We start from the raw sequence: 19,506 nt of genomic DNA on the forward strand, positions 1-19,506 counted from the left end.
AGGTCGGCAATGGCGGGCGAAAAGCGACGCAACCATGCGCGCAAGGGTGACAGCGACTATGAGATTCCTTGGCTGTTCAAGGAGTTCTACGGCGCGCCTATCTGGGCCATCCTCGGCCTCGGCGTTGTGGTCATCGGCCTCGGTGCCGCGTATCTTATGCAGCGCTAGAGGCACTGCAGGTTTTCGCATTGTGAGATACGAAGCTGCGCGTTCCTGCCTTTTATCGCGTCAGCACGATTCTGACCCGATTCGGTGATTCGCAGCGATGAGCCCGGAGAGGGGCGAGGGTCTCGACCCCGACAGTGCGTTCGTCCTCGCCGAACGGTGGCGAGCTGCTCAGCGGCTGTGCTCGGTGCCGGGAGTCCAGAGCAGATCCGCGCCCGCACCCCGTGCGACCACGTGTCCCTCGCGGATCATGAGCGTCTCCGCGCCGAGCTCGCGCGCGAACGCCGCGTCGTTGCTCACCAGCAGAGCGGCCATCCCCCGCTCGGTGCGACGACGCGTGATCGCGGCGAAGACCACGGGGCGCACCTCCAGATCGAGGTTCGCGAGCGGCTCGTCGGCGATCAGGACAGTCGGATCGAGCACCAGCGCTCGGGCGATCGCAACGCGCTGACGCATGCCCGCGCTGAGTTCGTAGGGGAAGGACGCGGCGAGGCCCAGAGGCAGGTGCAGCTCATCCAGCAGTGTCGCCACCCTGATCGCCAGAGCTTTCACGTTGACGCGCCGCTCGCGCTGCAGGATCGGCTCCGCGATGGTCTCCTGCACGGTCAGCTGCGGAGTGAGTAGCGCTCCGGCGTTCTGCGGCAGGTAGCCGGCCCGGTAGGTCAGCTCTCGCAGCCGGCGGCCGGGGTGGCGCACGGACACGCCGCAGACCGTGGCGGATCCGCCGACGACACGGATCGACGGATCGGCGGCGCCGGCGAGCGCCCCGACGAGCGTCGACTTTCCGGATCCCGTCGCACCGGCGATGCACATCAGTTCCCCCGCGGGCAACGTGAACGTCACGCCGTCGATCGCCCTCGTCGGCGCGGAATGCCCGATCCGGTCGATCACGATGTCCTCGCAGACGATCGCAGTGGATGCATCCCCCGTCGCACGTGCCATGTACCCATCCTGCCCGATGCCTGCGGGCGCCGGGTCGCGCTCCCCGGCGGGCCTCAGTTCTCGATGAAGCGCTGCCGCTCGGCGTCGATCTCGACGATGCGTCGTGCGATCGAACGGGCGCCGTCGGAATCGGCGGGCAGCCGCTGGATGGCGCCCAGCAGCTCATGCTTCTCCCGCTCCAGACCGCGCACGATGAGCCGGCGGCACAGGTCCGTCGCGGACGCCCTGGCGCCCTGCTCGTCCCGCGCCGGGAAGGCCGCCATGAGCAGTTCCCCGCCCAGCCCGCGGTAGGGCTCGCGCACGGCGTCGACGGCCTGCAGCGCCCACCCCGGCCGCTGCCGATCGGGGAACTGCGCGATCGCCTCGCGCACCGCGTCGAGCGCAGGCACGGCGAACGGCGTGGTCATCGCGCGCTGGAGCAACTCGGCGTCGAGCTGATGACCGTACTGCAGCGCCCCCATGAGCGCGTCGCGCTCGAGTGGCGAGTCGCCCGTCCTCGGAAGGGTGGCGATCGTCACCACCGGCATCGGCGCGGCGGCCGGCGCGTCCGGCGCACCGGGACGCGTTCCGGCAGCAGGGGCGGCCGTGCGCTGATCGTGCGCACCGGAGTCGCCCTGGCGGCGACGCCGCTCATGCCCGCGCACCTCGGCATGCACGTCGGTGGGGTCCATGCCGAGGCGCCTGGCGAGGATCCGCTCGTACTCCGGGCGCAGCAGAGCGTCTCGGATCTCGGCGACGATCGGCGCCGCCGCGCGCAGCGCGCCGACCCGTCCCTCCGCGGTGCTCAGGTCGAACGAGGCGATCTTTCGGTCGATCACGAACTCGAACATCGGCACCTTGGCCGACATGAGCCCTCGTACGGCCTGGTCGCCGCGCTGCAGGCGCAGATCGCAGGGGTCCAGCCCGTCGGGCGCCACCGCGACGAAGGTCTGCGCGTTGAACCGATCGTCCTCCGTGAAGGCTCGGAGCGCCGCCTTCTGCCCCGCTTCGTCGCCGTCGAATGTGAATACGACTTCGCCGGCGGCGGAGTCGTCCCCCATGACGCGGCGCAGCAGCTTGATGTGCTCGGCGCCGAACGCGGTGCCGCAGGTCGCGATGGCGGTGGTGACTCCGGCGAGGTGACAGGCCATCACGTCGGTGTATCCCTCGACCACGACCACGCGCTTGGGATCGCCGCGCGAGATGTCTCGCTTGGCCAGATCCAGCCCGTAGAGCACCTGCGCCTTCTTGTAGATCGGCGTCTCGGGGGTGTTCAGGTACTTCGGGCCCTGGTCGTCGTCGTAGAGCTTGCGCGCCCCGAATCCGATGGTCTGACCCGTCACATCGCGGATCGGCCAGACCACGCGTCCGCGGAACCGGTCGTAGACCCCGCGCTGCCCGGAGGACACGAGCCCCGCGGCGGTGAGCTCGTCACGGGTGAATCCCTGCGCGATCAGGGCCTTGAGCATGCCGTCCCAGCCGCGCGGGGCATAGCCCACGCCGAAGTGCGCTGCGGCGCCCGCGTCGAATCCGCGCTGACCCAGGAATGCACGCGCCGATTCGGCCTCGGGGCTGAGCAGCTGACTGCGGAAGAACTCTGCGGCCGCGGTGTTCGCCGCGTAGAGCCGGCTGCGCCCGCTCGTCTCCGGCGCGGGGCCGCCGTCCTCGTAGTGCAGCGTGTAGCCGACGCGGCCGGCGAGGCGCTCCACGGCCTCGGTGAAGCTCACGTGGTCCATCTCGCGGAGGAACGAGTAGACGTCGCCGGAGGCGCCGCACCCGAAGCAGTGGTAGTAGCCGACCTGCGGGCGTACGTGGAAGCTGGGGCTCTTCTCATCGTGGAACGGGCACAGGCCCTTCATCGACCCCACGCCCGCGGACTTCAGCGAGACGCGCTCCCCCACGATGTCGGCGATGTTGGTGCGCGACTTGACCTCGTCGACGTCCGCCTGCAGGATCCGCGGCATCAGTGGCCGCCGTGTTCGGCGGCGACGAGCCCGGCCCGCGACGTGTGCGCAGGGCGGGGCCTGGCGTGCCTGGGCGACCAGATGCCGACCTCGGCGGGGTCGATGTCCCCGACCAGGCGGTTGTGCCAGTCCACCGCGGTCTGGTCTGTGAGACTCGCGACCTGGTCGACGACCACCCTGGCCCGCTCAGCATCGGATCCGGCGGCATGGAAGTCGGCGGCGAACGCCGGCTCGAGCACGTCCGCCCCGGCCGTCCACAGCGCGTCGGTGGACCACAGCGCGTCCGCCAGGCGCTTGAGCACGCGCCGCTGCTCCTTGTACACCCCGCGACGGGCGTCGATCGTGACGATCGCCTGGCCCATGATCCCCTTCAGCACGGCGATCTCGGCCTCGATGACCTTCGGCACCACGACATGCGCGCTGTACCGGGCGAGGTTCGCGCCAGGGTAGGCCTCGCGGGTCGCGGAGACGGCGGCACGCGCGAAGCGGCCGATCATGTCGCTCGTGAGGTTCTTCAGCCGCGCGAGATCGCGACGAGAACGGTCGAAAGAGGACAGCCACATCGGCTGCCGGGTGAGCCGGTACAGCGCGTCGGCGAGGTCCTCACGGGTGAAGTCGTAGCCCACCCACTGCTGGACGCGCCCCACGAGCGCGTGGTGCTCTGCCGGATCCGCCAGTTGCGCCACGTCCAGGTACCCGTTGACGATCGCATCCTCGAAGTCGTGCACAGAGTAGGCGATGTCGTCGGAGAGATCCATGATCTCGGCCTCGATGCAGCGCAAGCGCCCAGGGGCGCCATCGCGCATCCAGCGGAAGACGTCCTCATCCTCCGGATAGACGCCGAACTTGAGCCGGCCGCCAGGATCGGGCAGCGGACTGTCCACGGTCCAGGGGTACTTGCAGGTCGCGTCCAGGCTGGCCCGCGTGAGGTTGAGCCCGACCGAGCGGTCCTGGTCGTCGAGCACCTTCGCCTCTAGCCGGGTGAGGATCCGCAGGGACTGCGCATTGCCCTCGAAGCCCCCGATGTCCTCGGCCCAGTCGTTGAGCGCGCGCTCGCCGTTGTGACCGAACGGAGGGTGCCCCAGGTCGTGGCTGAGGCATGCGGTGTCGACGACGTCGGCGGAGACCCCGAGGGCGACCGCGAGCTCGCGACCGACCTGCGCCACCTCGAGCGAGTGCGTGAGGCGGTTGCGGGCGAAGTCCGCGGTGCTCGCGGGGCTCAGCACCTGCGTCTTCGCGGCGAGGCGGCGAAGACCCGCGGAATGCAGCACCCGGGCGCGGTCGCGGGCGAAGTCGTCCCGTTCGGAGCGGTGGGTCTCGGCGAAGAAGCGAGCGGCGTCGTGCGCGTCGTAGCCGTCGACGAGCACCACGGCCTCAGCCGCCACTGTTCTCGACCTCGGCGCCGCGCATCATGTCGGTGACCTCGGAGGCGACGTCGCGGGAATCCAGCCAGCCGTCCGGCAGGGCCGTGCGCTTGGGCGTGCCCGCACGACCGCGCTGCCCTTCTGCCGGTGCGCCAGGATAGGGGGCGTCGCCCAGCGTGCCGAGGATGTCGTCGATCTCCTGCAGCGTCGAGACGCGGGCGAGCGCCGCCCTGGTCTCCCCGCCCACGGGATAGCCCTTGAAGTACCAGGCCACGTGCTTGCGGACGTCCTTGCAGCCGCGGTCCTCGTCCTCGAAGAACTCGACGAGGAGTTCGGCGTGCCGGCGGAACGCGTCCTTGACGAAGCCCAGGGTCGCATCGACCTGCACGGCGTTCTCGTCGCCGAACGCACCGGCGAGATCTCCGAAGAGCCAAGGGCGGCCGAGGCAGCCCCTGCCCACAACGACACCGTCGCAGCCGGTCTCCGCCATCATCCGCACGGCGTCGTCGGCACTCCAGATGTCGCCGTTGCCCAGGACCGGGATCGAGGTCACCGCCTGCTTGAGCTCGCCGATCGCCGACCAGTCCGCATGACCGGAGTAGTACTCCCCCGCCGTCCGCGCGTGCAGCGCGACCGCGGCAGCCCCGGCGTCCTCCGCGGCACGCCCCGCGTCGAGGAAGGTGAGGTGATCCTTGTTGATGCCCTTGCGCATCTTCACGGTGAGCGGCACGTCGCCCGCGGCCTTGACCGCGCGATCGACGATGTCGGCGAACAGGCCGATCTTCCACGGCAGCGCCGCGCCGCCGCCCTTGCGGGTGACCTTGGGCACCGGGCAGCCGAAATTGAGGTCGATGTGATCGGCACGGTCCTCTGCGACGATGATCCGCACCGCTTCGGCGATCGTCTGCGGATCCACCCCGTAGAGCTGGATCGATCGCGGCGTCTCGCTCTCGTGGTGCTGGATGAGACGCATGGTGATCGCGTTGCGCTCCACGAGCGCCCGCGACGTGATCATCTCACTGACGTACAGGCCGGCACCGTACTCGCGGCAGAGTCGACGGAAGGCCGTGTTGGTGATGCCCGCCATCGGCGCGAGCACGACGGGGACGTCGATGCGCAGCGGGCCGATCTGCAGGGGCCGGACGGAAGCAGGGGCGAGAGTCATATCCTGTCCATTGTCCCAGATCTGGAGCCTCCGATCCCCGTCGCTCCTAGGCTTGGGGATATGTCCGACACTCCACTGCGCCAGATCCCGTTCACCGACGCCGCAGGCGACACCCGCACGCTGGACGATTACGGCACGGGTCCCGTGCTCGTCGTCAACGTCGCGTCGAAATGCGGTCTGACGCCGCAGTACGAACAGCTCGAGGAGCTGCAGCGCCGATTCGGCGAACGCGGCCTCACCGTGGTCGGCTTCCCCTGCAACCAGTTCTTCGGTCAGGAGCCCGGATCCGTGGACCAGATCCTCGAGTTCTGCTCCACGACCTACGGCATCTCGTTCCCGATCAACGACAAGGTCAAGGTCAACGGACGCAGCGCCGCCGACCTCTACAAGTCGCTCAAGGAGACCGAGGACGGTCACGGCAAGGCAGGGCGCGTGGAGTGGAACTTCGAGAAGTTCCTCGTCGCGCCCGATGGATCCGTGCGGCGCTTCCGCCCGCGCCAGGTCCCCGACGACCCCGAGATCGTCGCCGCGATCGAGCACGCCCTGGACTGACCCCGCACGAGAGCGCGCGCTTCCCGGGGCACCCCACTTGGCCGCGAGACTCCATCTGGGCGACGAGACTGCACGAAACAACTGCAGTCTCGTCGCGGAGATGGAGTCTCGCGGTCAAAGAGGTTCTTGTGGGAGCGGTCAGCCCTCGAGGACGGAGCCCGCGTCGGCGCGCTTGGCCCAGAGGTCGCGCAGGACTCCGGCGAACGCCTCGGGCGGCTGCGCTCCGCTGACGCCGTACTGACCGTCGATCACGAAGAACGGCACGCCCTGGATCCCGTAGGCCTGAGCCTGCGCCTGGTCCGCTCGCACGTCGGCGAGGTGCCGCTCGGACCGCAGCGCCTCGAGAGCGGCGTCCCGGTCGAGCCCGACCTCCGCGGCGAGGTCGGCCAGGTCGTCGACGCGACCCACGTGACGGCCCTCGATGAAGTACGCGGACATGAGCCGCTCCTCCATGTCGTGTTGGCGCCCCTCAGCCTTGGCGTGGTGCAGCAGTTCATGGGCCTTGACCGTGTTCGTGTGCTGCAGGAGGTCGAACCGGTAGTCGAGTCCCGCCTCCTTCGCGACGCCCGTCACGCGGTCGAGCATCTGCTCGACCTGCGCGCGCGGCATGCCCTTGTGGCCCGCGAGGAAGTCGGCCTCATCTCCTTCGAAGTCGACGGGAGTGTCGGGAGAGAGCTCGAAGGAGTGGAACGTGATCGTCACCTGCGGCGCGTCGTCGTCCTCGGCGGTGGCGGCGAGCCCCGCCTCGAGATTGCGCTTGCCGATGTAGCACCAGGGGCAGGCGATGTCGGACCAGATGTCGATCGAGATGGGTTCACTCACACATCGATTCAACCGCATGTTCTTCGGGGATATTCCGGATGCTAGCCTCATCCGATGCCCGCCGACCCTGCCGATCCCGCCTCCGCGCCGCAGCGGATCCTCATCGCCGGTGTGACGGGAAGCGGAAAGACCACCCTGGCGCGGCGGCTGAGCGCGATCCGCGGTCTCCCCCACATCGAGCTGGACGCGCTGTTCCACGGTCCCGGATGGACGCCGCGAGCCTCGTTCCTGGACGACGTCCGCGCATTCGCCGGCACGGAGCGCTGGGTGACCGAGTGGCAGTACACCAGCAAGGGCACGGATCCGATCCTCGTTCCACGCGCGGACCTGGCCATCTGGCTGGACTACCCGTATCGCGTCGTGCGGACGCGGTTGCTGCGGCGGACGATCTCACGGAGCGTTCTACGCAGCGAGCTCTGGAACGGCAATCGCGAGAAGCCGCTGTGGGCCATGCTCCGCCAAGGCCCCGAGGAGAACATCCTGCGCTGGCAGACCACGACGCTGCACAAGTGGAGCGAGCGGATGCCCGAGATCTCCGCGGAGCACCCGCATCTTCCGATCATGCGGTTCGGGCATCCGCGCGAGACGGAGCGCTGGCTGCGCACGCTGCCACGCTCGTCCTGACGCGCAGGCGCCGGACCGGCTCAGAACAGCAGCGCGCTCAGAACAGCAGCGCGGCGAGGCGCTTGCGCGCCGTGACGACGCGCGCGTCCGCATCGCCGACCAGGCCGAAGAGCTCCACCAGACGCTCGCGCACCCGGCTCTGCTCGTCGGCGGGCACGGCGGTGAACAGGTCCAGGAGGCGGTCGAACGCATCGGCCACGTGGCCGCCCGCGACATCGAGGTCGGCGACGGCGAACTGCGCGGCGATGTCGGTCGGTGCTGCGGCAGCCGCAGCGCGTGCCTCATTCAGATCGAGATCCTGCGTGCGGAACAGCAGCTGGACCTGCCCGAGGCCCGAGCGGGCCTCCTCGTCGCGCGGATTCTCCGCCAGGGCCTTCTCGTACGCCTCGATCGCCTCGGCGAAGTCGCCGCGCTCGATCGCATCGAAGGCTGCCTGGTGCAGCGGCGGAAGCGGCTGCTCGACCGGTTCGGCGGGCTCGCCCTGCTCCGCTCCCTCGCCGACCGGGATCGTTCCGGTCACGCCGTGCTGCGCCGCGAGCTGGAGCAGCTGGGCGAACACCTCGCGCACCTGCTCCTCCGGCACGGCACCGGTGAACAGAGGAACCGGCTGACCGGCCACGAGGGCGACCACCATCGGGATCGACTGCGCTCGGAAGCCCTGGGCGAGCTGCGGATTGGCGTCCACATCGACCTTCGCGAGCACCACGCGACCCGCGAGTTCGGTCACGACCTTCTCGAGCACGGGGCTGAGCTGCTTGCAGGGCCCGCACCACTCCGCCCACAGGTCGACGACGACAGGAACGCTCTGCGACAGCTCGAGCACCTGCCCGAACGTGGCATCGGTGACGTCGAAGACCAGCGGGATGGCTGCGCCCTCCGCGGGCGTCTGCGCGGGAGCGTCAGACGTCGGCGCGGCAGGGCGATTGCGCAGCGAGGAAAGGTCGACGGCGCCACGAAGGGCGGCGGCGGACAGCTCGGTCATTTGATCTCCGTCACACTCTGGAGCTGCTGGGACGCGGCCAGCAGCGTGATCTTCGCATCGGATCCCTGCGCGGGCACGGCGAAGAACAGCTGCACGCCGTACACCGACACGAAGCCGGCCGCCGACTGATCGACACCGGTCAAGGCCTTCGCCGAAGGGTTCTTGTCCAGCTTGATCACGGCATCCGCCGATGTCGGCTTGATCGTCTGCGAGTCGTCGACCGTGACGGAGACGATCGCGCCGCTGTCGATGCTCGACATCGACACCGGCGCCTCGGTACCGGCCTTCGCCGCGAAGGCGAGAGTCGACGTGGTGTCGGCGTTGGCATCCTTGAGGGCCTGCACGACCGTCGCCCTGCTGTCCTGCACGGACTTGGCGAACGCGAGCGCCGACTTGTCGAACTTGTCGTAGAACTCGCTCTTGTCGCCCTGGTCGATCACGTTCGCGAACTCCGAGGCCAACTCATCCGGCGGGACCACGAGGAACGGGGAGTCCGGCGGGGTCAGCTTGGCGCCCAGCCAGGCTGGCGCCATGTTCGGCAGCTTCGCGGACGCCTGCATCTCGGCGACGTGGGAGATCTTGTAGTTCGACCAGGGATCGGCCTGCGTCATCGTCATGATCAACGGCGCGACCTTGTCGTTGCTGCCGTGCTCCACGAGCATCAGCACGGTGCGCGGCCAGGAGTCGTACGCCTGCGGCACGAGGATCTTGACCTTGTCGGCCGGGATCGTCGCGGGCAGTGCGAAGTCTGCGACGCTCTTATGGACGGCATACGCCGTCTTGCGCGCTTCGAGGGCCGAGCCCTCCAGGCGCGTCTCCGCCTTCGCCGCGTCGAGGTTCTTGTCGGCGTCGGCGAGCGTGCCGGAGATGCTCTCCAGGATCCGCGCGGCCTGCGCCTCGGTGACAGCCGGGGCCTGCTGGCCAGCTTCGACCGCTTGGGTCTCCGTCGGCGTCGGCGTCGGAGATGCCGCAGGGTGCGGCCAGATATCCGGGGTGCACCCGCTGAGCAGCGCGGCGGTGACGCCCACTGCGGGAATCAGCAGCAGGGCGCGCCGGCGCTTCGGCATCGTGGCGCGCCGCTCCCGCACGGCTCCGTCCTGGCTGGCGGCAGGATCGGGTTCCGGCTGCGTCCGCGAGCCGGTCGCGTCGGTCGCCGGCTCGGCGTCGGGAGCCGCGGCGCCCTCGGGCGCGGAATCGATGGCGGCACGGTCGGCCACGTCGATGGGCTCGGTCACGGGCAGGGGCGGCGGCGCCTTTCGGCGCGGGCCGCGGCCTCGGCGGGAGTGCCGGATCGCGAGCACGTACAGCACCAGCCCGAGCAGGAGGAAGATCCCACCGGCGACCATGAGCGGTCCTGCCCACGGCGTCGCCGTGTCGAGCGGCCACTTCACAGCGACGTCGGACGGAGCTTCCGCCTTGCCGTCTGAGGCGAGCAGCACGCTCACCCCTTCCGGCACCTGCATGCGGTCGACGAGCGAGTTCTTGTCCGTGAAGCTGTCCAGCCACAGATCGGATCCCGCCGGGTCGCGCTGCACATCCTTGCCGTCTTCGTTCTTCGCCGTCGGCTCCACCAGCTTCGAAGTGGTCGCGGTGCCGTCCTTGGCGAGCGTGATCCGGTTGTAGCTCGTGTCGCTGAGCCAGGCCTCGAGGTCGGCCGTGCGGGCCTGAGCCACGAAGATCGTGCCGTCGCCATGCGCAACGAGGGTCTGCTCGCCCGGATGGGCGCGGAGCACGGCGGAGTCGATCACGGTGAACGCCTGCGGGGCCTTGACCGAGAGCTCGGCCGTCACGTCCTTGGGGCCGAGGAAGATGGTCCGCTGCGCGATACCCGTCCCGATCAGGACGGCCGCCAGCACGAAGGCCAGAACAGCCCATACAAAACGCACGAAAAATCTCCTCCGCGATCCTCGGGTAGGCGCCCGGGATCTCCGCTCGACGTTTCAGACTAGCGAAACGACCTGTATGGATGCCACGAGAGGCCCCTCCGCCTGCTCGGCCACGGCCTCTCCCGCGATGCTCCAGGACCCGGAGAGGTCTGCCGGTTAGGCTGAGGGACCGAGTCAGAAGGATCTCATGAAGCTGCACAATCCGTTCCGCACCGCGCTGGTGGCGACGCTCGGCGTGGGTCTGGGCATCATGCTCATCCAGAGCGTGCAGTCCCTGTCCACGATCCTGCTGTACGTCGGCACAGCCTTGTTCCTGAGCCTCGGCCTGGATCCGATGGTGAGCTGGCTGACCCGGCGTCGCCTGCCCCGGTGGGCGGCGGTGCTGATCACGATCGTCGTGGTGCTCGGGGTCTTCGCGGGCATCGTGCTGATGGTGATCCCGATCCTGGTCAACCAGATCTCCCAGCTCGTCCAGCAGATCACCGTGATCGTCAACAGCGGCACGGCCCTCGCCGACTTCAAGCACTGGCTGGAGGGCCTTCTCCCCAATCTCGACGTCGACACCGTCTTCGGCTACATCAACGACTGGCTCAATAAGAACCTCGGCGACATCAGCAGCTCGATCGGCCAAGGGGTGATCGTGGTCGGGGGTGCGCTCTTCGCGGGGATCAGCGGCACGTTCATCGTGCTGATCCTGACCATCTACTTCACGGCCGCGATCCCCTCGCTCAAGGGGGCCGTGTACCAGGTGGTGCCCGCCTCCAAGCGCGACCGCTTCATCGATCTCGCCGAACAGATCACCGCTTCGGTGGGCCACTACGTCATGGGCCAGGTCGCGATGGGCGTGATCAACGGCGTGCTGAGCTTCATCTTCCTGTCGATCATCCGGGCGCCCTTCCCCATCGTGCTCGCCGTGATCGCGTTCTTCTTCTCCCTGATCCCCCTCGTCGGCACGCTGACCGGCTCGACGCTCATCGTCCTGCTGTGCCTGATCCCGGGGCTCGGCTCTCCCCCGTGGGCCTGGCTCATCGCGGCGGCGTACTACCTCGTGTACATGCAGATCGAGGCGTACGTCATCTCGCCGCGCGTGATGAATCGTGCGGTCGCCGTCCCCGGAGCCGTGGTCGTGATCGCCGCCCTGTCCGGAGGGGCGCTGCTGGGACTCCTCGGCGCGCTCATCGCGATCCCCGTCGCGGCCAGCATCCTGATCATCTACCGTCAGGTGCTGATCCCGAGGATGAACGAGCGCTAGCCGCTCAGGACGCCGGCCACTCCCGCGCGAGCGGAAGAGCGGAAGGGTTCACGGCGGCGACGATCTCGTCCATCACGCGGCGGGTCTGGCTCTCCCCCACCCAGAGGTGCTTGCCGCCGTCCACCGCGATGAACTCGGCGTGCGGTATCGCGGCGAAGCGCTGCGCGGCCTCGGCCGGTCGCAGATAGTCGTCGAGCTCGGGAACGAGCACCACCACGCGCCGGTCGTCGTGGGCCCAGGCGGCGACCTCGTCGGCGGTCGCCCGGTGCAACGGCGGCGAGAGCAGGATGACGCCCTCGATCTCGTGCTCACGGCCGTACTTCAGCGCGAGCTCGGTGCCGAACGACCAGCCCACGAGCCACGGGCGGGGCAGGCCGCGCTCGCGCACGAACGCCATCGCCGCGGCCACGTCGTTCCGCTCCGCCACTCCGCCATCGAAGACGCCTTCACTCGAGCCCCGCGGCGAACTCGTGCCGCGGGTGTTGAAGCGCAGCACCGCGAGATCGGCCAGCGCGGGCAGCCGCCCCGCCGCCTTGCGCAGGATGTGCGAGTCCATGAAGCCGCCGGCGGTGGGCAGCGGATGCAGCGTGACGAGGGTCGCCACGGGTTCGACGGTCTCGGGCAGGGCGAGCTCGCCGACCAGGCAGAGCCCATCCTCGGTGCGCAGCTCGATGTCCTCACGTCGCGCGGGCAGCGCACGGGGTCCGCGGATCTCCACCTCAGGTCCTCTTCCAGCAGCCGTTGTGCCAATGACGGCGCGCCGCCAGATCAGCCGCATCGCCCAGCACGCCGTCCGCGCGCCAGACCACCAGATGCGCCGTGGCCGCGGGGATCACGCTGCGGCACCCGGGGCAGATGTACTCCTTCTGCGCCTGCGCCGCCGTCAGCGGCTGGACGTACCACTCGACGCCTCCACGCACCTCGGTGCGCTTCCACCCGGCGATCAGCCGGTCGAGCGAATCCTCGCGCGGGCGCTCTTGACGTCGTCGATGCGGGCGTGGCATGGGTGAGCGCTGCTCACCACCAGTCGTTGGCGGACCAGAACGCCACCGCGGCGGCCCAGCTGCCGTAGCGGCCCACGGCGTACCCGTTGCCCCAGCGCAGGTTGTCGACGGGGTCGTAGCCGTTCCCGTCCACCTTGCTGCACGGGAGCGCCTGCACGAGACCGCACGCGCCGGATCCGCTGTTGGTGGCGTTCGGGTTCCAGCCGCTCTCGCGGCTCACGATGTAGTCGACGTAGCCCCAGTCGCTCGAGGCGATCCCGGCCGCGGCCATCCACTCGGCCGGCGCGCCTCCGCCGCTGTAGTACATCGGTCCGGCGTCTTTGGAGGACGAGGAGGAAGACGACGAGGAGTCGCTGGATGCGACCACCGGCTCCGGCGTCGGGGTCGGCTTCGGCGTGACGTAGACGTCGAAGGAGTCGCGCGTCTGCGCGGTCGGCGTCGCGCCGTGCACGGAGACGGTGATGTTCTGCGCATCGCGGGCCGCCAGCGAATACGCGGTGGTCACCGAGGCCTGCGCGGGCTCCGAGGCGGACATGGCGAGCCCCGCCGGCGCCACGATCGCGACGGAGAAACCCACCACAGCGAGCCCGGCGAACACCGCAGAGGTCGCACGCCGACCAGGGCGCGACTTCGCGTTCGGGCGGGATGCTGTGGCTGCGTCGTTCTGCGCGGCGGTTCGGGAGCGCGCCGCAATCGAATCGTTATCGGGAGTCACAATGGCTCCGAGTTTAGCCAGCCGAAGCTGAATTCGCCATGAGAATCGCCGCAATGCGCCCCGCGCCCGGTTCCGCCGTGCTCAACGGATCGCGAGCAGCACATCGATCGTCGCGTCGAGCAGTGCGTCGACCTGCTCCTCGCGATAGCCGCGACGCTGCATCCGGAACGCGGTCTGACGCACCTGCTCCGCGGTCAGGGCGTCGCCGTCCCGGAGGAAGCGCACGATCCGCTTGGCGACGTGATCCACCTCGTCGATCCGGTAGCCGAAGGTGAGCAGCCCGGTCCGCGCGAACTTCCGTCCCTGGGGGCGGCTGAGGTGATCCAGGATCACCTGTGCGTCGGTGCGCGCCCTTCCGACCCACGCGGAGGCGCCGTCGGTCGAGACGACCAGAGCGCGCTCGCGCTGGGCGAAGGCCTCCTCGACTCTTGCCAGGGCGGCGTCCACGGCCGCGATGTCGTAGCCGCCGCGCACCAGCGGGAACGAGGCTGCGCGGATGTCTGCGGATCCGACCCCGTCGGCGTCGTCCTCGAACGCGCCGCGTGCGCGCGCCAGGAACGTGTCGACGGCGGCGCGCTGGTAGCCCTTCTCACGACGAGGGACCACGGGGAAGCTCGCTGCGGCGCCGGACATGGTGCGGTCGGAACGTGCGGAATCGGTCATGCTGCCGCCAGAGGGGTGAGGAGGAAGTACAGGGCGAGGGCGACGACGGCGGAGGGGAGCATGCTGTCCAGCCTGTCCAGCAGTCCGCCGTGGCCGGGGAGCCAGGAGCTCATGTCCTTGATACCGAGGTCACGCTTGAGCAGCGACTCACCGAGGTCGCCCACGGTCGCGGAGGCGACCAGGCCGGCGCCGAGGATGACTCCCGCCCACCACGGCACCTCGAGAAGGTAGACGCCGACGAGGGCGCCTGCGACGAGGGATCCGAGCACGGCGCCCGCGAAGCCCTCCCAGGTCTTCTTCGGGCTCACCCGCGGTGCCATCGGATGGCGTCCGCCGCGTCCGAACAGCAGCCCGGAGGCGTACGCGCAGGTGTCGGCCACGACCACCACGACGATGAGCGAGAGCACCCACCACTCCCCGCGCGGCTGGCGCAGGAGCATCAGGATGAGAGCTCCGAGGAACGGCACGTACACCTGGATGAACCCGCCGGCCATCGCATCCGTCAGGACGTCGCCATAGGTGCGTCCGTCCTTCGCCACCATCTGGGAGACGAGCCGCCAGACGATGACACCGAACACGGCGACGAACAGCATGACCCAGGTCAGCCAGGGATCGGCGAAGTAGCCGCCGGCCGCCAGCAATGCGCCGAGCACGAGCTGCGGCCACAGGTCGACCTTGCGTCCGCCGCTGCGCAGCGCGAGCACCAGCTCCCAGACGGCGAGCAGGATGATCGCGAGACCGATCACGACGAACGACCACTTCGCGAACAGCAGTGAGGCGAGGATGACGCCGCCGATCAGCAGGCCAACACCGATCGCGACGACGAGGTCGCGGCCGGTGCGCTCCTTGATGCGCTCGTTCGCCTGGTCCAGCTGGTCACGGGCATGCGAGACGTGCGTCTCCAGCTCCGCCTTCTTCGCGCGGAACTGCGCCTGCAGGTTGTCTCCGGTGCGCGCCTGAGGGCTGTCACCGGCACGCGCGGGCTGGTCATCGCCGGCGCGGGGCGGAAGCGGCGGTCGCGGGGGGATCCTCGACGCCTCGTCGTCGTCGGACGGAGTGCTCATGGACGGTCTCAGACCTCGAGCAGCTCGGCCTCTTTGCGCTTGACAGCCTCGTCGATGAGGTCGACGTGCTGGCGCGTGAGGGCATCGAGCTCCTTCTCGCCGCGGGCGATCTCGTCCTCGCCGAGATCGCTCTTCAGGCCGTCCAGCTCATCCTTCGCCTTGCGACGGATGCCGCGGACGTGAACCTTCGCGTCCTCACCCTTGCTCTTCACGAGCTTGACGTACTCCTTGCGGCGGTCGGCCGTGAGCTCGGGCATCGTGACGCGCACGATGTTGCCGTCGTTCGTGGGGTTCGCGCCCAGGTTCGGCATGTCGCGGACGGCCTGCTCGATGGCCTTGAGCGCCGTCTTGTCGTAGGGGGTGATGATCAGCGACCGCGCCTCGGGGTTGGCGAGCGACGCGAGCTGCGCGAGCGGAGTCGGCGTGCCGTAGTAGTCCACCAGGACCTTCTGGAACATCTGCGGGTTGGCACGGCCGGTGCGCACCGTGCTGAAGTCCTCCTTGGCGGCCTCGACGGCGCGCTGCATGCGGGAGGTGGTGTCGGCGAGGACATCCGCGATCACGGTGGCTCCTATTCGTCAGGGGGGTTGCGTCCCCAGTCTATCGGGGAGGATGCACGGATCCCCGGCCAGACGCCCTGCGGCGCGGTCCGGGGATCCGATGCGTTCAGGCGATGACGCGGGTTCCGATCGGCTCGCCCAGGAGCGCACGGGTGATGTTGCCCGCGGGCTCCATGCCGAACACGCGCATGTCCATGCCGTTGTCCATGCACAGGCTGAACGCGGTGGAGTCGACGACCTTGAGGCCGCGCACGAGCGCATCCTGGAAGGTGATCTCCTCGATCCGCTCCGCGGACGCGTCCTTCTTGGGATCGGCGGTGTAGATCGCGTCCACGCCGTTCTTGGCCACGAGGACCTCGTCGGCGCCGATCTCCAGCGCGCGCTGCGCGGCGACCGTGTCGGTGGAGAAGTACGGCAGGCCCGCACCGGCGCCGAAGATCACGACGCGGCTCTTCTCCATGTGCCGCTCCGCGCGCAGCGGCAGGTACGGCTCGGCGACCTGGGTCATCGCGATCGCGGACTGCACGCGCGGCGAGGCGCCAGCCTGCTCCAGGAAGTCCTGCAGCGCGAGCGCGTTCATGACGGTGCCGAGCATGCCCATGTAATCGGCCCGCGAACGGTCCATACCGCGCTGGCTCAGCTCCGCACCGCGGAAGAAGTTCCCGCCGCCGACGACGACCGCGATCTCGACGCGGTCGGTGGCTGCAGCGATCTCCCGGGCGATCTGGCTGACGATGTCGGGGTTGACCCCGAGCTGGCCGCCGCCGAAGGCCTCACCGGAGAGCTTGAGGACGACGCGACGTCGACCCTGTCGTTCGGTCATGGAGTGCTTCCTCTCATCCGTGGAACAAACTACCGTGCGCGAGCACGGAGGTACTCGGGAGATGCGCCGTGCGACGCATCGAAACCCGGGGGCATGACGAAGGGGTTCGGATCCTGATGGATCCGAACCCCTTCGATGATGTTACGCGCCGACCTTGAAGCGGGCGAAGCCGGTCACGTTCAGACCGGCGTCCTTCGCGACCTGGCCCACGGACAGCTTGTTGTCCTTGGCGTAGTCCTGCTCGAGAAGGGCGACCTGCTTGAAGAACGCGGTCACGCGACCCTCGACGATCTTCGGCAGGGCGGCCTCGGGCTTGCCCTCGTTGCGGGAGATCTCGGTGACGATCTCGCGCTCCTTCTCCACGTCCGCAGTGGGGACGTCCTCACGGGTGAGGTAGGAGGGGTTCGCGAACGAGATGTGCTGAGCGATGCTGCGAGCGGTCTCCGCGTCGTCACCCGTGTAGGCGACGACGACACCGATCTGCGGCGGGAGGTCCTTGCTCGTGCGGTGCAGGTACACCTCGGTCTTCTCGCCGGAGATGGTTGCGACGCGACGCAGCTCGACCTTCTCGCCGATGATCGCCGCCTCGTCCGAGATCAGCTGCTCGACGGTCTGACCGCCGGCGTCGGCCGCGAGGGCCGCCTCGACGGAGTCGGCCTTGATGGCGGCCACGGCGTCGGCGACCTTGTCGGCCAGCGCGATGAAGCGGTCGTTCTTCGCGACGAAGTCCGTCTCGCAGGCGAGCTCGACGAGCGTCACGGCGCCGTCCTGCTCGCGGGCGACGACGAGGCCCTCGCTGGTGGAACGGTCCGCGCGCTTGGCGTTGCCCTTCGCACCCTTCAGGCGGAGGATCTCGACGGCCTTCTCGACGTTGCCGTCGGCCTCCTCGAGCGCCTTCTTGGTGTCGACCATTCCCGTGCCGAGCTGCTCACGCAGCGCCTTGATGTCGGCGATGGTGAAGTTGGCCATGTTGTGGTGGCTCCTTGCTTCGTGTGTGTGCGTGGTGGTTGCGGGTCGGCCGGCTTCCGCCGGCCGACAGACCGCGATTACTTGTCGGCGGACTCGGCGTCGGCGTCGGTCGCCTCAGCGGCGGCGTCGGTCGCCTCAGCGACCTCGTCAGTCGCCTCGGCCTCGGCCGCGGTCTCCTCGGCGGCGGCGACCTCGGTCACCGTCTCGTCGGCAGCAGCGGCGATCGCCTCGTCGTGCGCGGCAGCACCGGCCTCGTCTGCGGCGGACTCGGTCGCCGCGGTCTGCGCGTCGGCGCCCTCGAGCAGCTCCTGCTCCCACTCGGCGAGCGGCTCGGCGTCGCCGACCTCGGGGTTGTGCTTGAGCTGCAGGCCCTCGGCCGCGGCGTCAGCGATGATGCGGGTCAGCAGCGAGACGGAGCGGATCGCGTCGTCGTTGCCGGGGATCGGGTACTGGAAGTCGTCCGGATCCGCGTTGGTGTCGAGGATGCCGATCACCGGGATGCCGAGCTTCTTGGCCTCGTCGATCGCGAGGTGCTCGCGCTTGGCGTCGACGACCCACAGAGCCGAGGGGGTCTTGGTCAGGTTGCGGATACCGCCCAGCGACTTGTGCAGCTTGTCGAGCTCGCGCTTCTTGAGCAGCAGCTCCTTCTTGGTGAAGCCGCTGTTCGCCGGGGTCTCGTAGTCGAGCTCCTCGAGCTCCTTCATACGGGCGAGGCGCTTCGAGATCGTCGAGAAGTTGGTGAGGAGGCCACCGAGCCAGCGCTGGTTCACGAAGGGCTGGCCCACGCGGGCGGCCTGCTCGGCGAGGATCTCCTGCGCCTGCTTCTTGGTGCCCACGAAGAGGATCGTGCCGCCGTGCGCGACGGTCTCCTTGACGAAGTCGTAGGCCTTGTCGATGTAGCCCAGCGACTGCTGCAGGTCGATGATGTGGATCCCGCTGCGCTCGGTGAGGATGAAGCGCTTCACCTTCGGGTTCCACCGGCGGGTCTGGTGTCCGAAGTGAACGCCGCTGTCGAGCAGCTGGCGGATGGTGACGACGGCCATGGTCGTACTCCTTGTTGGTTGAGGTTGTTGCTGCCGATCGGGCGATCGGCGATCCTGGTACCCGGCGCGCACTCCGCTCTCTTGCGAGAGACCTGTGGAATGTTCGCCACGTTGAACGCTGTGGGCACGCGTAGTCACCCCGACATACGGGATGCCCTGCAAGCATATCAGGGTCGGGACCCCGGATCGCGCGCGTTCCCTTCGCACAATGAGCCGCTCCCGCGCGTTTCCCACCGATTGCGTGGCGGCGTCCCGCGCCGGGACCGACCGGCGCAGGATCGGGGGATGCCCCGCTCCCCCGACCACCCTGCCGCACCGGTGCTCACGCGCCGTCCTGCACTCATCACGGTCTCCGTCGCGGTCGCGCTTCTCGGCGGGCTGGTCCCGGTGCTCCTCACCGCCGCAGCGCCGGTCGCCATCGCGACGCCCGCAGCAGCCACGAGCGGGGCAGCCGTGGCCGCCACGGACCGGGCCGCCGTCGCCGCAGGCGTCCCGCGCGGGCTCGATGGGGCGGTCGACCCCGGCCCGCTGCCCGACGGCGACTGGCTGTGGCCGGTCGTGGGCGCGCGCACGGTCGTCGTGCCGTTCCGCGCCCCCGCGCACGCCTACGGACCGGGGCATCGCGGGATGGACGTCGCAGCGTCAGGAGAGGTGCGGGCGCCGGCCTCTGGCGCGGTCGCCTTCCACGGCGTGGTCGTCGACCGGGCGCTCCTGACGATCGACCACGGCAACGGCCTCGTCACCACCCTCGAGCCGGTGCAGTCGGATCTGGGTGCCGGCGCCGCGGTACGCCGGGGCGATGCGGTCGCGACCGTGTCAGCGGGCGGCCACACGGCGGAGGGCGCTCTGCACATCGGCGTGCGGTGGAACGGCGCCTATATCAATCCGATGCTGCTGTTCGGCGGTGTGCCGCGCGCGGTGCTGCTCCCATGCGGACCCGGCGGATGCTGACCGATGCTGACGGGGGC

At 69.3% G+C, this 19,506-nt stretch carries 21 protein-coding genes; 5 read left to right on the forward strand and 16 right to left on the reverse strand.

The window, feature by feature from the left end; translation table 11 throughout:
• The first annotated feature begins 9 nt into the window (after positions 1–9).
• Entirely contained in the window at positions 10–168 is a 159-nt protein-coding gene (locus tag RS86_RS20665) for a hypothetical protein (protein WP_160299701.1), read from the forward strand.
• A gap of 168 nt (positions 169–336) precedes the next feature.
• Here RS86_RS20665 and RS86_RS15725 read toward each other — a convergent pair whose 3' ends face one another.
• Genes RS86_RS15725 through dusB form a run of 4 tightly spaced genes read right to left on the reverse strand, consistent with a single transcriptional unit; the run spans position 337 to position 5,579 of the window.
• A complete protein-coding gene (locus RS86_RS15725) occupies positions 337–1,107 on the reverse strand; it encodes an ATP-binding cassette domain-containing protein (protein ID WP_045273187.1) in 771 nt (256 codons plus the stop codon).
• Positions 1,108–1,160: 53 nt separating this feature from the next.
• A complete protein-coding gene (dnaG, locus tag RS86_RS15730; RefSeq protein ID WP_045273188.1) occupies positions 1,161–3,050 on the reverse strand; it encodes a DNA primase in 1,890 nt (629 codons plus the stop codon).
• The gene (locus RS86_RS15735) at positions 3,050–4,435 is read right to left on the reverse strand and encodes a deoxyguanosinetriphosphate triphosphohydrolase (protein ID WP_045273189.1); all 1,386 of its coding nucleotides are present in this window, start codon (positions 4,433–4,435) and stop codon (positions 3,050–3,052) included. Before RS86_RS15735 ends, dnaG begins: the two co-directional genes overlap by 1 nt.
• Positions 4,425–5,579: a tRNA dihydrouridine synthase DusB gene (gene dusB / locus RS86_RS15740; protein ID WP_045273190.1), complete on the reverse strand. Its 1,155-nt coding sequence runs from the start codon at positions 5,577–5,579 to the stop codon at positions 4,425–4,427. Before dusB ends, RS86_RS15735 begins: the two co-directional genes overlap by 11 nt.
• Before the next feature lie 60 nt (positions 5,580–5,639).
• Between dusB and RS86_RS15745 the strand changes: the two genes are divergently transcribed.
• Positions 5,640–6,131: a glutathione peroxidase gene (locus tag RS86_RS15745; RefSeq protein ID WP_045273191.1), complete on the forward strand. Its 492-nt coding sequence runs from the start codon at positions 5,640–5,642 to the stop codon at positions 6,129–6,131.
• A gap of 138 nt (positions 6,132–6,269) precedes the next feature.
• On the opposite strand, the gene RS86_RS15750 is transcribed toward RS86_RS15745, so the two are convergent.
• Positions 6,270–6,953 carry a DsbA family oxidoreductase gene (locus tag RS86_RS15750; RefSeq protein WP_045273192.1) on the reverse strand — a complete coding sequence of 228 codons (684 nt, stop codon included), beginning with the start codon at positions 6,951–6,953 and terminating at the stop codon, positions 6,270–6,272.
• 54 nt (positions 6,954–7,007) lie between these two features.
• On the opposite strand from RS86_RS15750, the gene RS86_RS15755 reads away from it, so the two are divergent.
• The gene (locus RS86_RS15755) at positions 7,008–7,577 is read left to right on the forward strand and encodes an ATPase AAA (protein ID WP_045273193.1); all 570 of its coding nucleotides are present in this window, start codon (positions 7,008–7,010) and stop codon (positions 7,575–7,577) included.
• Positions 7,578–7,614: 37 nt separating this feature from the next.
• Here the strand turns inward: RS86_RS15755 and RS86_RS15760 are convergent, their stop codons facing one another.
• On the reverse strand, positions 7,615–8,559 hold the full coding sequence (locus RS86_RS15760; protein WP_045273194.1) for a tetratricopeptide repeat protein: 945 nt from the start codon (positions 8,557–8,559) through the stop codon (positions 7,615–7,617).
• On the reverse strand, positions 8,556–10,445 hold the full coding sequence (locus RS86_RS15765; protein ID WP_045273195.1) for a hypothetical protein: 1,890 nt from the start codon (positions 10,443–10,445) through the stop codon (positions 8,556–8,558). The genes RS86_RS15760 and RS86_RS15765 overlap by 4 nt, the downstream gene beginning before the upstream one ends.
• A 187-nt stretch (positions 10,446–10,632) precedes the next feature.
• Between RS86_RS15765 and RS86_RS15770 the strand changes: the two genes are divergently transcribed.
• Complete coding sequence (locus RS86_RS15770; RefSeq protein ID WP_045273196.1) at positions 10,633–11,697, forward strand: AI-2E family transporter; 1,065 nt, start codon at positions 10,633–10,635, stop codon at positions 11,695–11,697.
• Between the two features lie 4 nt (positions 11,698–11,701).
• Here the strand turns inward: RS86_RS15770 and RS86_RS15775 are convergent, their stop codons facing one another.
• The 9 genes from RS86_RS15775 to rpsB form a co-directional block, all read right to left on the reverse strand.
• Positions 11,702–12,415, reverse strand: coding sequence for an alpha/beta hydrolase (locus RS86_RS15775; RefSeq protein ID WP_082076825.1), 714 nt, complete (start codon positions 12,413–12,415; stop codon positions 11,702–11,704).
• A gap of 1 nt (position 12,416) precedes the next feature.
• Complete coding sequence (locus tag RS86_RS15780; protein WP_045273198.1) at positions 12,417–12,701, reverse strand: hypothetical protein; 285 nt, start codon at positions 12,699–12,701, stop codon at positions 12,417–12,419.
• 13 nt (positions 12,702–12,714) lie between these two features.
• Complete coding sequence (locus RS86_RS15785) at positions 12,715–13,278, reverse strand: transglycosylase SLT domain-containing protein (protein ID WP_235281797.1); 564 nt, start codon at positions 13,276–13,278, stop codon at positions 12,715–12,717.
• Positions 13,279–13,497: 219 nt separating this feature from the next.
• Entirely contained in the window at positions 13,498–14,079 is a 582-nt protein-coding gene (locus RS86_RS15790; protein ID WP_045273200.1) for a DivIVA domain-containing protein, read from the reverse strand.
• A complete protein-coding gene (locus RS86_RS15795) occupies positions 14,076–15,143 on the reverse strand; it encodes a phosphatidate cytidylyltransferase (protein WP_045273201.1) in 1,068 nt (355 codons plus the stop codon). The genes RS86_RS15790 and RS86_RS15795 overlap by 4 nt, the downstream gene beginning before the upstream one ends.
• 8 nt (positions 15,144–15,151) lie before the next feature.
• Positions 15,152–15,706, reverse strand: coding sequence for a ribosome recycling factor (gene frr / locus RS86_RS15800; RefSeq protein WP_045273202.1), 555 nt, complete (start codon positions 15,704–15,706; stop codon positions 15,152–15,154).
• Between the two features lie 103 nt (positions 15,707–15,809).
• A complete protein-coding gene (gene pyrH, locus RS86_RS15805) occupies positions 15,810–16,526 on the reverse strand; it encodes a UMP kinase (RefSeq protein WP_045273203.1) in 717 nt (238 codons plus the stop codon).
• Positions 16,527–16,667: 141 nt separating this feature from the next.
• The gene (gene tsf / locus RS86_RS15810) at positions 16,668–17,495 is read right to left on the reverse strand and encodes a translation elongation factor Ts (RefSeq protein WP_045273204.1); all 828 of its coding nucleotides are present in this window, start codon (positions 17,493–17,495) and stop codon (positions 16,668–16,670) included.
• Positions 17,496–17,572: 77 nt separating this feature from the next.
• Positions 17,573–18,538, reverse strand: coding sequence for a 30S ribosomal protein S2 (rpsB, locus tag RS86_RS15815; RefSeq protein ID WP_045273205.1), 966 nt, complete (start codon positions 18,536–18,538; stop codon positions 17,573–17,575).
• Positions 18,539–18,823: 285 nt separating this feature from the next.
• Between rpsB and RS86_RS15820 the strand changes: the two genes are divergently transcribed.
• The gene (locus tag RS86_RS15820; protein ID WP_082076826.1) at positions 18,824–19,489 is read left to right on the forward strand and encodes a murein hydrolase activator EnvC family protein; all 666 of its coding nucleotides are present in this window, start codon (positions 18,824–18,826) and stop codon (positions 19,487–19,489) included.
• Positions 19,490–19,506: the final 17 nt, after the last annotated feature.

Source organism: Microbacterium azadirachtae, from assembly GCF_000956505.1.
In the GTDB taxonomy this organism is placed as follows: Bacteria; Actinomycetota; Actinomycetes; order Actinomycetales; family Microbacteriaceae; genus Microbacterium; species Microbacterium azadirachtae_A.